The following is a 13,374-nucleotide window of genomic DNA, read 5'->3' on the forward strand; positions in this document are numbered from 1 at the left end:
TTCGCGCATGCGGATCACAAGCTGCACCAGTTGACGGCGAACATGGACGGGCATCTCGACGACGTCATCCGCCAGGTCAAGGACAAGGACCACTACGACGGCAAGGTCGACACCACGCGGACGAACCCCACGGCGATCGACGGGAGTGTGAGAGCCGCGCCGCGACAGGAGCTTCCGCCGAGTCTCGCGGCGACCTTCGAGGACGGCGCCTATCGCACGGTGGAGACGACGGAGGCGGTCACGCTGTTCCGCGTCTACGGGCACTCCGCCGAACAGGGCGGAGGCTTTGCGACGACGTCGACGTCCGGCAACCGGATCAATGCGGCGATGGAGAGCGCCCTTCTTCCCGAGTGGAAGAACTCGCGTGAGTTCGAGGCCACGATCGAGGTGCCGGCGGGCCAGGTGCTCAACATCGGCACCGTGGCGCCGCAGACGACCATGTCCGGAGCGATCCTGCCGGGCGGAGCGGATCAGATCCTCTTGCCCCGTGATTGGCCGAGTTCCTGGGTTCAGAATGTCGACAGGCTGCCGGTAGGTTTTCAGGGGAGGATCCCATGACGACGAAATACGAGGAGGCGCTCCTCGCCGCCCTGCAGGCGCTGGAGTCGGCTTCGGCGGATGGTGTATTCCCGGCGTCCTTGAGTTCGTCGCTGCGCGGGCAGCTGGAGGAGGAACTTCAGACCGTCCGTGCGGGGCACCTGTCGCCTCGCTCGCTCGCCACCGCCCTGAGCCATCAGATGGTCGACTCCGGACACATCGACGACCGTGTCTCGGCCGCCTTGGACGGCATGCTCGCCGCGGAGGGGAGCGCGCAGGGCGAGCCGTCGCTGCTTCCGCGGGTGACCGTGCGTCAGCTGGGGGAGAGGGGCGTGCGGACCCTGGCTGCGGCCGAGCATCTCCTCGGGCGTTACGGTCTGCTCCTGCCGGTGATGAACGCGCAGGACGGCACCCGGCTGATCACGATCGAGGTCGAGGGAGGCAGAGTTCTCCCGGCGTTCTCGTCGCGTGAACTGTTCGACGAGTGGGCGAGCGGCGCACCCGAGGGTGCGAGTCCCGCGCTCGTCCCCGCGGGCGGCGTCGGCCGGCTCGCCCCCGGAGTCGACGTCGTGATCAATCCGCTCAACGAACGACTCATGCTGGCGAACGAGAGAACGATCCCGGCCGGCACGGTGAGCTTCGGGCGCCCGGGGCACGTGGATCCGCGCATCCTGACCGCGGTTCGCGCTGCGAGCGACAGCGCGGGCATCGCCCGGGTGTCACTGGCACAGGTGGTCGCCGACGGACAGTCGGCCCTCACGGCTGTCCCGACGGGTGATTCCGCTTCCCTCAGGGCTTTCGCCGCAGCGCTGGGGGGAGCTCTGCCGGCGGGAGTCGGCCTCGACATCCTCCCGAGCGACACCCAGCTGGGTGCGGCCGTCGCCGCGGAGATCCCGCCGCTCTTCGAACGACCCTGACGGTCAGCGCCCGGCGTCGGCCAGGTGGCGCGCGTCGTGGCTGAGCACCTTCACCATCACGCCGTGCCGGCGAAGGGCGGCGACGGTGCGGGCCTCCTCGTCGAGATCGCGGCCGAGCGCGTGGATGTTGGCGACGACGAGCACGTCGCCCGCCCGCAGGGTGTCGATGAGGCGGCCGATCCGATCCGTCCAGCTCTCCAGGATGTCGGGCGCCGGGTGGCGGAAGCCCTCGATCGGTACGCCGAAGCGGGTGAGGTCGTCGCGCTGCTGCACCACGGAGGGCATGCCGTCGCGCGCCACCACCAGGCCGACGAGGCGGGATCCGTCCGGCTTGGCCGACCACCAGTCGCGGTTCTGCTGCAGCTCGGTGAAGCACTTGGGGCACTCGGCCGCCGCGTGCGGAAGGTGCAGCGGGCTGGTGAGGGCGGCGTCGAGGGAGGCCTCGGTCGTGCCTTCGGCATCGCCCTGCGTGTGCGTGGTCGCTTCCATGTCATCCGCCTCCACGACTATTGTGCCTTCTCCCGCCGACACCGGCGTGCCGAGCCCCGCAGATCGCGACCGGGCGCGCTCCCACAGCGGCGCGGGGTACTCTCGCACATGTCCGCCACGGAGCCCGAGGAGTCCGCATGCCTGTCGTCGCCGCCTATGCCGCACCGAGCGAGGGCGCGCCCCTCGCACCGACCACGATCGAGCGGCGCGAGCCGGGTCCGCACGACGTCGTGATCGACATCGCCTACGCCGGGATCTGCCACTCTGACATCCACACCGTGCGGGGCGACTGGGGGCCGCAGCGGTATCCGCTCGCACCCGGCCACGAGATCGCCGGCACGGTCGCGGCGATCGGATCCGAGGTCACGCGCTTCGCCGTCGGAGACCGGGTCGGCGTCGGCTGCCTCGTGAACTCCTGCCGTGAGTGCCCCGCCTGCCTGCGCGGCGAGGAGCAGTACTGCACCGGCGGCTCCGTCGGCACCTATGGCGCGATCGACCGCGACGGCACCGTCACCCAGGGCGGCTATTCGCGCCAGGTCGTCGTCACCGAGGACTTCGTCCTGCGGATCCCCGACGCCATCCCGCTCGACCGCGCGGCACCGCTGCTGTGCGCGGGCATCACCACCTACTCGCCGCTGCGCCACTGGAAGGTCGGCCCCGGTTCGCGCGTCGCCGTCATCGGACTCGGCGGCCTCGGCCACATGGCCGTCCAGATCGCGCACGCGCTGGGCGCCGAGGTCACCGTGCTCTCGCAGTCGCTGCGCAAGAAGGACGAGGGGATCCGGCTCGGCGCCGACCGCTACCTCGCCACCTCGGAGCCGGAGACGTTCTCGGGCAACCGACGCGCGTTCGACCTGATCCTGAACACCGTGAGCGCCCCGCTGCCGCTGGACGACTACCTGCGCCTGCTCGACACAAACGGAACCCTCGTGTGCGTGGGAGCCCCGCCGGAGCCGATGTCGGTCTCGATCAACCAGCTGCTCGGATTCCGCAGGTCGCTGGCCGGATCCGCGATCGGCGGGATCGCCGAGACGCAGGAGATGCTCGACTTCTGTGCGGAGCACGGGCTTGCGGCGGAGATCGAGCTCATCGACGCGGCCGGCATCAACGACGCCTACGAGCGCGTGCTCGCGAGCGACGTGAGGTTCCGCTTCGTGATCGACGCCGCGACGATCTGACGCCCGCCCGCTCAGGACCGCGTCTCGTCTCTCGGTCGCCTGCGGCGTCCTCGCTCGACGACCCCGGGATCGGTCGTCGAACGAGCCCCGAGCGGAGCGAGGCGCGAGACGGAGCGCGGCGGTCTCGCCGGGTCAGATCAGCCCGAGTGCGCGCACGGCGTCCCGCTCCTCGACGAGTTCGGCGACCGAGCGGTCGATGCGCTCCCGCGCCCAGTCGTCCGGGTCAAGACCCTCGACGATCTGCCACGCGCCGTCGACCGCGCGCACCGGGAAGGAGCTGATCAGCCCCTCCGGGACGCCGTACTCGCCGTGCGAGACGACGGCGGCGCTCGTGCGGCGTTCGCCGGTGCCGAGCGCCCCGTCGCGCACGTGGTCGATCGTCGCGTTCGCCGCCGACGCCACCGAGGACGATCCCCGCACCTGGATGATCTCGGCGCCGCGCTTCGCGACGCGCGGGATGAACGTGCTGTCGAGCCAGGCGCGCACGTCGCCGGTCTGCTCGGCCAGGGCGTCCCAGACCGGGCGTCCGGCGACCGTGGCGTGCGCGACGTCGGGGAACTGCGTCGCGGAGTGGTTGCCCCAGATGGTGACCCCGGCGATGTCGGCGACCGGGGCGTCCAGGGCTGCGGCGAGCTGACCGCGCGCGCGGTTCTCGTCGAGGCGGGTGAGCGCGCTGAACCGCTCCGCGGGCACGCCGTCGGCGGCCGCCGCGGCGATGAGGGCGTTGGTGTTGGCGGGGTTGCCCACGACCGTGACGCGCACCCCGGGTGCGGCGTGCGCGGCGATCGCCGCGCCCTGCGGGCCGAAGATCGATCCGTTGGCGGCGAGCAGGTCGCCGCGCTCCATCCCGGGGCCCCGCGGGCGCGCCCCCACGAGCAGGGCGTGGTCGGCGCCGTCGAAGCCCACGGCCGGGTCGTCGGTCACCTCGACGTGCTCGAGCAGCCCGAAGGCGCCGTCCTGCAGCTCGAGGGCGGCGCCCTCGGCGGCGGCGATTCCCGCGGGGATCTCCAGCAGTCGCAGCCGCACCTTCTCCTCCGGGCCGAGCATGTCGCCCGCCGCGATCCGGAACAGCAGCGCGTAGCCGATCTGCCCGCCGGCCCCGGTCAGAGTCACCGTGGTGGTCACTTTCGGCTCCCTTCGGTCGCTGGCGCGACGCTCAGTGCGAGCCTATGCCTCGCCGTCCGGCCATGGACCGTGGAAAACTGTGCTCATGACGTTCAACCCGGATGCCGATGTCTCGGACAACAAGGTCAAGCGGCGCAGCGGCGGCCGCACGGCCGCGATCGCCGGCGGCGGCGTGGTCGGGCTCGGCGCCGTCGTGGTGCTGCTCATCAGCGCCTTCACCGGGGTCGACCTCTCCGGCCTCCTCGGGGGCGCGACCGGAACCTCGCAGAGCCAGCAGCAGGGGGACGGATCCACCGAGGGATCGGTGCAGAGCTGCAACACCGGCACCGACGCCAACAACAGCGTCGACTGCCGTGTCGCCGCCGTGTCGCTGGTGCTCAACGACTACTGGGCGAAGCACGTCAAGGGCTACGTCGAGCCGGGGCAGGTCAACGTCGAGGGCTCGACGTCCACCCCCTGCGGCACCGCCTCCAACGACGTCGGCCCGTTCTACTGCCCGTCGGATCAGACCGTCTACATCGACCCCACGTTCTTCCAGCTGCTCAAGCAGCAGTTCGGCGCGGAGGCCGGCGACCTCGCCCAGGTCTACGTCGTGGCGCACGAGTACGGGCATCACATCCAGAACATCACCGGCACGATGGACAAGTACCCGAACAACGGCACGGGGCCCACGAGCAACGGGGTGCGCACCGAGCTGCAGGCCGACTGCTATGCGGGCGCGTTCATCGCCGACATGACGCAGGAGAAGGACAAGAACGGCGTCGCGTACATGAAGACGCCGACCGATGCGCAGATCAAGGACGCGCTGAACGCGGCCGCGGCGGTCGGCGACGATCACATCCAGCAGCAGTCCGCGGGCTACACCAACCCGGAGAGCTGGACGCACGGATCCAGCGACCAGCGGGACAAGTGGTTCGCGACCGGCTACAAGTACGGTCTCGGCAAGTGCGACACCTTCGCGGTGGCGACGCCGTAGCCGCGAACCCTGTCGTTCCTTCTCTCTTCCGGGGTCGTTGAGCGAGCGCAGCGAGACGAAACGCGGCGCTCTCGCGAGGTCACCGCGTTTCGTCTCGGTCGCGCTGCGCGCGTCCTCGCTCAACGTCTATGGGGAGAGAGGCGGGGCCTCCTCGCGCTACGCGCGCATCGCCTGGACGAGCGTGCGCACGAGTGCGAGCACGCCGCCCTGCGCGCGGAACCGGGTCAGCCCCTCGCTGACCTCGGCGGCCGTGCGCGACGAGGCGAACCACGGCGGCTTCGGCAGGATCGTGAACCGGCCGCCGTCGCGCACGATCGACGCCGACCGCGGGAACGGCCGGAACGGGCCGCGCACCACGGAGCGCTCCACGTCGGCGAGCAGCAGGGCGTTGTGCACGACGCCGATCCCGCTGCCGACGTCCGCGATCGTGTTGCCGGGGAACGCGCCCCAGGTCACGGTCGGGGTGATGAAGCCGAAGGCGGTCCACGTGTTGATCGCGATGGAGCCGTAGTGCAGCGCCGTGATCGCCCGCTCGAAGCCCGCGCCGAGCGATGCCTCGGTGGCCGGATCGATCAGCACGTTCGCGCCGAGGGTGCCCTGCAGCTTCTCGTTCGCATGCGCGACGGCGGCATCCAGGAACGCCTGTCCGGTGCCGGGCAGCTGCTCCACCCCCAGCACCGGGGCGAAGTACTCGGTCTGCTCCAGTGCGGTGGCGTCGTCGCCGTCTCCGATCTCGACCAGGAGGCGGTCGGCGAGCACGAGCGCGTCGGGATACGACTGCTCCGCCTGAGCCATGCGCTCGTCCGAGCGCGGGTACCAGATCGGCCGCTCGGGGGCGATCGCATACGCGCGGCGCAGCTCGATGAGGAACTGATCCTTCTGCGCCCAGTCGCGGGAGAGGAGCACGACCTGACCGGCGATGCAGTTGTGCCCGGCGTTCTGCAGCCGCATCGTCGCGACGTGCTCGGCCTGGAAGCGCAGGTCCTCGTCGCTCCAGTCGCCCGGCACGACGATGATCGGCGAGACCCCGCCGAGCTCGGCGGTGATCGGCTTCTTCAGCCGCGGCCGGTTCTCGCGCCTGCGGCGCTTGCCCTGGGCGCCCGTGCCCCACACGATCGCGTCGAAGGTCGGCGCGGATCCGGTGATGTGCACGTGCGCGAACGCGTCGTTCGCGGTGAGGTACGTCCCGACGTCGGCGCCGCCGCGCACGATCCGGAGGAAGCCGGGGGCGATCAGCGGCGCGAGCGCCCTCTCGAAGACCGGCACCAGGGCGTCCTGCGTGGGGTTGACCTTGAGCAGCACGACGCGGTCGTGCGCCAGCAGCTCGTACAGCACGTCGAGCACCGGGATCGAGGTGATGTTGCCGGCGCCGAGCACGAGGCCGATGCCGCCGTCCGTGGCCTCGGGCGAGCGCTGGGCGAGGCCGGCGCGGGACCGGGCGTCCCCCGGCGTGACGCCGGGGGCGAGCCACACCTCGCCCGTGAAGCCCGAGAGCAGCAGCTTGTCGATGCCTTCGAGCGGGAAGGAGTGCACGCGGGTCTGACCGCTCGCCGTCCGGTCGACGGTGAGGCCGTCCAGCGGGTTGCGCCCGGTCGCGATGCGGTCGAGCGTCTCGATGTACGCGTCCACCGCGCCGAGCGTCGCATACGGACCGCTCAGCCACTCCTCGCCGCGGAGCGGATGATCGTCCGTCAGCTGCTTCGAGCGCACCGCGGTGCGGGCCCAGGTGCGCGCGGTCGCCGCGACGGTGCGGCGCACGCCGCGCAGCAGCGTCACGCGCTGGCTCACGGTCAGGGCGGACCAGGCCGCGGATCCCTTGCGCAGGGCCGCGATGTCCTCCTCGATCGGGGCGCGGACGTCGTCGGCGAGGGTGTCGGGCATCGGATCTCCTTCGGCGCGGTCTGGTCTCAGGGTACGCGCTCGGCGTGAGACGGAGTCTCACCGTCGATGTCCCCGCGACGCAGCCCGTACCGGGCCAGGGTGAACAGGCTCAGCAGCATCAGCGCCGCCGGCACGATGCTGAAGATCACGACGATGCCGGCGACCGCGCTCGCCGGCTGGGCGAGGGCGGATGCGTCGCCGGCCGTGCGCGAGACGTAGCCGGTGATCGCGAGGACGACCGAGACGATCGTCGTCCCGAGCGCGAAGCCGACCGTCTCCGAGGCGGTCCACATCCCCGTGAACGTGCCCGCGTGCCCCGGCCCGCTGTCGCGCTCGTCGTGCGAGATCACGTCGGGGAGCATCGCCATCGGGAGCGCCTGCATGCCCGCATAGGCGATGCCCGCGACGGCGACCGAGAGGTAGATCCAGGATCCGGGAGCCCACAGGGCGAGGACGATCGACGCCGAAGCGACGAGGAACATCAGCGAGGCGATCCGGAAGGCGCGCTCCTTGCCGATCCGGCGCGACACCCGCTCCCACACCGGCGTCGCGATGACGGCCGGGGCGACGAGGGCGACGAACAGGAGCGTCACCGCGCTCTCGGAGCGCATCACCCAGGTCGCCACGTACTGTGCGCCCGCGAGCATCGTCCCGGTGGCGAGGGCCTGCAGCAGGTAGGTGCCGAGCAGGGCGCGGAACGGCTGCGAGCGGCGCACCGCGGCGAACCCCGCGGCGTACTGGGCGCGGATGCCGACGTGCTCGACCGCGGCGGGGGCGGCCACCGCGTCGTCCGCGGTGCGCGCGGCGATGAGCATTCCGACGCCGATCACGACGCCGGCGACGATCCCCATCACGAGGTAGCCCGTGACGGGGTCGCCGGTGAGGCGGCGCAGTTCGGGGCCGCCGCCGCCGAAGAGCAGGATCGTGACGGTGAGCGCGATCACCCGCCAGCTGAGCAGCCGGGTGCGTTCGTCGTAGCTCGACGTGAGCTCGGCGGGCAGGGCGATGTACGGCACCTGGAACAGGCTGAACGCGGTGGCGGTCGCCAGGAAGGCGATCAGCACGCAGATGACGCCGGCGACGGGGCCGAACACCGGCGGCACCGCGAAGGTGAGCGCGAAGAACACCGGCAGGGTGAAGGCGCCGATGAGCATGAAGCGCTTGCGGCTGCCCGTGCGGATGAGACTGCGGTCGGACCAGGCGCCGATCACCGGGTCGATCACGACGTCCCAGATCTTCGCGAGGGTCACGATCGTGCCGGCGAGGATCGCCGCCACGCCGAGGTTGTCGGTGAGGAAGTAGGCGAGCACCAGGCCGGGCAGCGTCGCGAACCCGCCCGTTCCCAGGGAGCCCGCGGCATAGCGGGCGACGGTGCGGGCGGGAAGGCGCGTGGGGGCTCGTCCGGCGCGAGCGGCGATGCTCATGCGCGTCAGTGTATCGGCGCGCGCGGCGGCCGGATCAGGCCCGCTCCGCGTGCGCCGGAGGGAGTCAGATCAGGGACAGCTCGCGCAGCTTCGCCTCGACGTCGGCGTTGGACGGCTCGACGTGGTGCGAGGAGTCGGGGTACACGACCACCGGGATGTTGGTGCGGCCGGAGATCTCCTTGGCGACGTCCGCGGCCGCAGGATCCTCGACGAGATCGACGTAGGTGTACTCGATGCCGAGCTCGTCGAGCTGCTTCTTCGTGCGGATGCAGTCACGGCACCAGTCGGCGCCGAACAGGGTGATCGTGTCAGAGACGGGGGTGGTCATGAGTCCAGGGTACGGCGGATCCGGGGGTGACGGCTCGGCCGGGAGGATCGCCGAGACGGGGGACTTCACCTCCCGTTAGCCTGGAGCGGGCAGGGTGGCTGACGGGAAACGCGCAGGTTCTGCATGGTTTCCCGTGGGATCATGGCGAGTCAGCGATCGGAGGAGGGGCATGGGCGACATGTCGGCAGGGGAGCGCATCCCCGGTGCCACGGTCATCATTCCGACCTACAACGAGCGCGACAACATCGCGGCCCTCGTCTCCCGCGTCTCCGCCGCCGTCTCGGACCGCGACGTCGAGATCCTGTTCGTGGACGACAGCTCGGACGACACCCCTGACGTGATCCGCCGGATCGCCGTCGGCGCTCCCGTTCCCGTGCGGCTCCTGCACCGGGAGAAGCCCGTGGGCGGTCTCGGCGGCGCCGTGGTGGAGGGCATCTCCGCGGCCGCCTACGACGTGTGCATCGTCATGGACGGCGATCTGCAGCATCCGCCGGAGCTCCTGCCCGACATGATCGACCGCTTCGAGGACGGGGATGCGGACGTCGTGGTCGCCTCCCGCTACGTCGGCGGCGGCGACAACGGCGGTCTCGCCGGAGCGGTGCGCGTCGGCGTCTCCCGCGGCGCGACCCTGCTCACCAAGGCGATGTTCCCGATCCGGCTGTCCGGCGCCTCGGATCCCATGACGGGATACTTCCTCGTGGACCGTCGCCGCATCGACCCGGTGGCGCTGCGCCCCAACGGCTTCAAGATCCTCCTGGAGATCCTGGTGCGCTCCGACGTGCGCATCGCCGAGGTGCCGATGGAGTTCGGCGAGCGGCTGCACGGGCAGTCCAAGGCGTCGTTCGTCCAGGGCATGGAGTTCCTCAAGCACCTGGCCCGGTTGCGCTTCGGCAAGATGTCGCTGTTCGCGATCATCGGCGGTGTGGGCGCTCTCGCCAACCTCGTCATCATGTGGGCGCTCACCCACCTCGGCGTGGAGTACGTCTGGGCGGCGATCATCGCGGCCGAGGTGACGATCATCGGCAACTTCATCCTGCAGGAGCGCTACGTCTTCAACGACATGCGCGGCGACGCCTCCGCGATCGGCGTGCGCTTCGCCCAGTCGTTCACGTTCAACAACGTCGAGGCGGCCGTGCGGATCCCGGTGCTGGCGCTCATGGTCGAGACCTGGCACATCTCCAGCATCCTCGCGGCGGCGATCACGCTGATCGCGGCGTTCTTCGTGCGCTTCCTGTTCCACTCCCTCGTGGTCTACGCACCGCGCCGGTCGGTGCGCCAGGAGCGCAAGGCCGAGGAGCGCCGGCGCGTGCGCCTCGAGGCCGAGGCCGCCGCGGACTGATCCTGGATCCGGTGGCTCCCGTTCGGGGCGCCGCCGGGCGAGCCGCCCCGGATCCCGACCCCTCGGATCCGCCCCCTCGGGGCGTCAGCCGATGTTGTCCTTGAGACCCTGGACGGTGTCGCCGTAGTTGATGCGGACCACCGGGAGCTCGAGCTTGTTCGTGCCGATCTTCACGTAGCCGAACTCGATGGTGCGGGCGAGCAGGAACCCTGCCTTGGTCACGCCCTCCTCCGCGGTCGCGTTGTAGTGACCGTAGGGGTAGGCGATGACCTCCTTGGCGCCGAGCACCTTCGCCGACTCCTCCAGATCCGCCGCGACCTCGTCGGCGGACAGGTTCACCATCCGGCCCTTGCCGTTGTCGCCGGCGCGGTGCATGTCGTTCGTGTGCGAGCGCTGCAGCACGTAGGGCGACGGCGAGCCGTCCTTGCGCTCGCCGGTGATCACGAACGACGTGGTCAGCAGCTTCCGCTCGGTGACGACCGGGACGGCGAGCTGAAGCCAGGTCGGATCCGCGTCGTCGTCGGTGATGACGAGCGAGTGCTGGGGCAGGAAGAGCTTGCCGTCGATGAACGCGTTCAGCTCATCCCAGGTCGGCAGGTAGAACTTCTGCGACGCGACGTAGTCCATCTGCGCCTTGAAGTCCTCGATGTAGACGTAGTTGTTGCGCAGCCAGTTGTCCTCGCCCTCGGGCTTGGTCGTGAACTGGTGGTACATCAGGATCGGGATCTTCGCCGCCGTCGCGGTGTTCTGGTCGGGCGTGGTCCAGGCGGCGTGCAGCGTGAGCTGATGATCGGTGCACGCGGTCAGCTGCGACCCGTTCACGCGATCGGTCTGCACCTGCGTCTGGGCGGTCTCCGGAGTCGGGTACCAGCCGGCGAACACGGCGCCGGGACGCTCCGGGATCGGCAGACCGGTGTACAGCACGCCCTCCGTCTGGAGCATCGGGGGCTGCGTGATGCCTTCGCCCGCGAACGACACCGCGCACGCGGTGGCGGGGTCGGCGGCGGTCTTCAGCAGCTGCTGGGCCGGTGTGAGCGGCGTGGACGTCGGCTTCGGCGTCGGCGTGGACGCGGTGCCGGCGGCCTCGGCCTTCGGGCCGCCCCCGGAGAACGCCCGCACGGAGATCGTCGCGAGGACCGCGACGAGCGCGATCGCGAGCACGGCGATGAGCCCGACGATCAGGCGGCGTCGGCGGATCACCGCGGGCGAAGGGCGCGCAGAGCGCGACGAAGTGGGGGAGCCTCCGGACATGGTGCCGAGTGTAAGGGATCCCCGGGTCCGGAACCTGAAGCGGCGTCGGGAGCGTCAGAGCAGCCAGCCGCGCTCCTGCGCGATCCGCGCGGCATCGGCACGGGTGCGCGCCTCGAGCTTCTGCATCGCCGAGGACAGATGGTTCCTCGTCGTGCCCTCGGACAGGTGCAGGGCGCGGGCCACGTCGGAGATGGTCCCGCCGTCCCGGGCGGCGGCGAGCACCTCGGCCTCGCGCGGGGTCAGCGGCGACGGCCCGGCCGTCAGCGCGTCCGTCGCGAGGGCGGCGTCGATGACCGTCTCCCCGCGCATCACCCGGCGCACGACCGCGGCCAGCTCGGAGGCCGGCGTGTCCTTGACGACGTAGCCGCTGACGCCGGCGGAGAGGGCGCGGGACAGATAGCCCGCACGGCCGAAGGTCGTGACGATCACGATCCGCACGTCGGGCAGCGCCTGCCGCAGCTGCGCGGCGGCGGTGAGCCCGTCGATGCCCGGCATCTCCACGTCGAGCAGGGCGATGTCGGGGCGGTGCTGCTGCGCGGCCGCCAGCACCTCGTCGCCGCGCCCCACCTGCGCGATCACCGCGAGATCGTCCTCGAGGCCGAGCAGCGTCGCGAGCGCTCCGCGCACGAGAGCCTGATCGTCGGCGAGCAGGATCCGGATCGCCGGAGCGTTCGTGCCGTGCGTCATGCGGTGACCTCCAGGAGGAACCCGCCGTGGCGGGAGCGGCCGATCCTCAGGGCGCCGCCGGCGTCGGCGGCCCGCTCGGCGAGACCGTGCAGCCCCGTGCCGCCCGGATCGGCCGGCGAGTGCGCACCGGGACCGACCCCGTCATCCTCGACCGTGATGCGTCCGGGGGCGAGCACGACCCAGCAGTGGGCGGCTCCGGCGTGGCGGATCACGTTCGTCGCGGCCTCGCGCAGCGCCCAGCCGAACAGCTCGCGGTTGCGCTCCGGAACCTCGTCGGTGGTGGTCGGCAGGTGCGCGGTGATCCCCGCGGCGGGCAGGAGCGTGCGCAGCGACGCGAGCTCGCTCGCGATCCGCACCTGGCGGTACCCGGAGACCACGGCGCGCATGTCGCTCAGCGTGGCCCTGGCCAGGGTCTGCACCTCGCGGATCTCCGCCGACGCGGCGTCGGGATCCCGTTCCGAGAGCGTGGCGGCGAGGTCGGCCTTCAGCGCGATGGCCGACAGCGAGTGGCCGAGGATGTCGTGCATGTCGCGCGCGACGCGGTTGCGCTCCTCCTCCACGGCGACGGTGGCGAGCTCCTTCTGCGTGCGCCGCAGCTCGGCGAGCGTCTGCAGGTTGCGGGTGAACGCCGCCATCAGCGTTCCGATGGAGAGGATGACGAGCGGCATCGTCCACGGCGGCGTGCTCGAGGGCTGGAGGGCCCCGTCGACGAGGTTGAGCACGAACGCGGCCGCCGCCAGCCCGACGACGGCCAGGAGCGCGCGGCGATCGCCGCCGAAGCACATCGCCGCGGAGACCGCGACGTAGGTCCACAGCCCCGAGAGGTCGGGTCCGAGCACGAGGAGGAACGGGAGCGACAGCAGCAGCAGCGCGGCGGGCGGCACCCACCGCCAGGGGCTCGGCAGCGCCATCGCCGCCGGGAAGGAGACGGTGAACAGCGCACCGTAGACCAGCACCCCGAGGCCCCAGAGCCAGGACGCCGGGGCCGGGAGCTGGGTGAGCAGGGGCACCAGGATGAACCCGATGATGAACAGCTGGCTGATGAGCGCCCCGGGGTACCACCGCTTCGCGCCGGGGGCGCCGAGGGTCAGCCGCAGCCGGGGCCACCCTGTGGCGCCGTCGAGCGAGGGCGCATCCAGGAAGCCGCCCTGGCCGATGCCGAGGCGCAGCGGGAAACCGCGACGAGCAGGGCGCCCGGCCGAGGCCGTGGCGTCCTGCTCGTCGCAGACGTCGTCCGTCACG

Annotated in this window: 13 protein-coding genes; 5 read left to right on the plus strand and 8 right to left on the minus strand. The window is 71.3% G+C overall.

The annotated features are described in order from the left end of the window. Together WFJ01_RS18205 and WFJ01_RS18210 are read left to right on the plus strand one after the other, a co-directional pair. The coding region (locus WFJ01_RS18205; protein ID WP_336629928.1) for a hypothetical protein at positions 1-558 on the plus strand (558 nt) is incomplete at its 5' end. After that, entirely contained in the window at positions 555-1,454 is a 900-nt protein-coding gene (locus tag WFJ01_RS18210; protein WP_336629929.1) for an SseB family protein, read from the plus strand. The genes WFJ01_RS18205 and WFJ01_RS18210, both read left to right, overlap by 4 nt. A gap of 3 nt (positions 1,455-1,457) precedes the next feature. Here WFJ01_RS18210 and WFJ01_RS18215 read toward each other — a convergent pair whose 3' ends face one another. Beyond that, the gene (locus tag WFJ01_RS18215; protein WP_292886814.1) at positions 1,458-1,943 is read right to left on the minus strand and encodes a recombinase family protein; all 486 of its coding nucleotides are present in this window, start codon (positions 1,941-1,943) and stop codon (positions 1,458-1,460) included. 137 nt (positions 1,944-2,080) lie between these two features. Between WFJ01_RS18215 and WFJ01_RS18220 the strand changes: the two genes are divergently transcribed. Next, a complete protein-coding gene (locus WFJ01_RS18220) occupies positions 2,081-3,121 on the plus strand; it encodes an NAD(P)-dependent alcohol dehydrogenase (protein WP_336629930.1) in 1,041 nt (346 codons plus the stop codon). Between the two features lie 132 nt (positions 3,122-3,253). On the opposite strand, the gene WFJ01_RS18225 is transcribed toward WFJ01_RS18220, so the two are convergent. Further along, positions 3,254-4,246 carry a malate dehydrogenase gene (locus WFJ01_RS18225; RefSeq protein ID WP_336629931.1) on the minus strand — a complete coding sequence of 331 codons (993 nt, stop codon included), beginning with the start codon at positions 4,244-4,246 and terminating at the stop codon, positions 3,254-3,256. A gap of 85 nt (positions 4,247-4,331) precedes the next feature. On the opposite strand from WFJ01_RS18225, the gene ypfJ reads away from it, so the two are divergent. Further along, positions 4,332-5,222 carry a KPN_02809 family neutral zinc metallopeptidase gene (ypfJ, locus tag WFJ01_RS18230; protein ID WP_295034082.1) on the plus strand — a complete coding sequence of 297 codons (891 nt, stop codon included), beginning with the start codon at positions 4,332-4,334 and terminating at the stop codon, positions 5,220-5,222. Positions 5,223-5,378: 156 nt separating this feature from the next. Here ypfJ and WFJ01_RS18235 read toward each other — a convergent pair whose 3' ends face one another. The 3 genes from WFJ01_RS18235 to WFJ01_RS18245 form a co-directional block, all read right to left on the minus strand. Further along, on the minus strand, positions 5,379-7,103 hold the full coding sequence (locus WFJ01_RS18235; protein ID WP_251439344.1) for an aldehyde dehydrogenase family protein: 1,725 nt from the start codon (positions 7,101-7,103) through the stop codon (positions 5,379-5,381). A gap of 26 nt (positions 7,104-7,129) precedes the next feature. Further along, positions 7,130-8,527: an MFS transporter gene (locus tag WFJ01_RS18240; RefSeq protein WP_336629932.1), complete on the minus strand. Its 1,398-nt coding sequence runs from the start codon at positions 8,525-8,527 to the stop codon at positions 7,130-7,132. A 64-nt stretch (positions 8,528-8,591) separates the two neighbouring features. Beyond that, entirely contained in the window at positions 8,592-8,855 is a 264-nt protein-coding gene (locus WFJ01_RS18245; RefSeq protein WP_292886796.1) for a glutaredoxin family protein, read from the minus strand. 169 nt (positions 8,856-9,024) lie between these two features. Between WFJ01_RS18245 and WFJ01_RS18250 the strand changes: the two genes are divergently transcribed. Next, the gene (locus WFJ01_RS18250) at positions 9,025-10,194 is read left to right on the plus strand and encodes a glycosyltransferase family 2 protein (protein WP_336629933.1); all 1,170 of its coding nucleotides are present in this window, start codon (positions 9,025-9,027) and stop codon (positions 10,192-10,194) included. Positions 10,195-10,278: 84 nt separating this feature from the next. Here the strand turns inward: WFJ01_RS18250 and WFJ01_RS18255 are convergent, their stop codons facing one another. From WFJ01_RS18255 to WFJ01_RS18265, 3 genes are read right to left on the minus strand one after another with little or no spacing between them, the layout of a single operon-like run. Beyond that, positions 10,279-11,445, minus strand: a complete 1,167-nt coding sequence (locus tag WFJ01_RS18255) for a polysaccharide deacetylase family protein (protein WP_251439339.1) — start codon at positions 11,443-11,445, stop codon at positions 10,279-10,281. A gap of 54 nt (positions 11,446-11,499) precedes the next feature. Then, positions 11,500-12,132, minus strand: a complete 633-nt coding sequence (locus WFJ01_RS18260) for a response regulator transcription factor (protein WP_295034085.1) — start codon at positions 12,130-12,132, stop codon at positions 11,500-11,502. Then, on the minus strand, positions 12,129-13,373 hold the full coding sequence (locus WFJ01_RS18265; protein WP_295034086.1) for a sensor histidine kinase: 1,245 nt from the start codon (positions 13,371-13,373) through the stop codon (positions 12,129-12,131). Before WFJ01_RS18265 ends, WFJ01_RS18260 begins: the two co-directional genes overlap by 4 nt. Between the last annotated feature and the right edge of the window lies 1 nt (position 13,374).

The sequence above is a fragment of the Microbacterium sp. MMO-35 genome (genome assembly GCF_037147555.1).
Classification (GTDB): domain Bacteria; phylum Actinomycetota; class Actinomycetes; order Actinomycetales; family Microbacteriaceae; genus Microbacterium.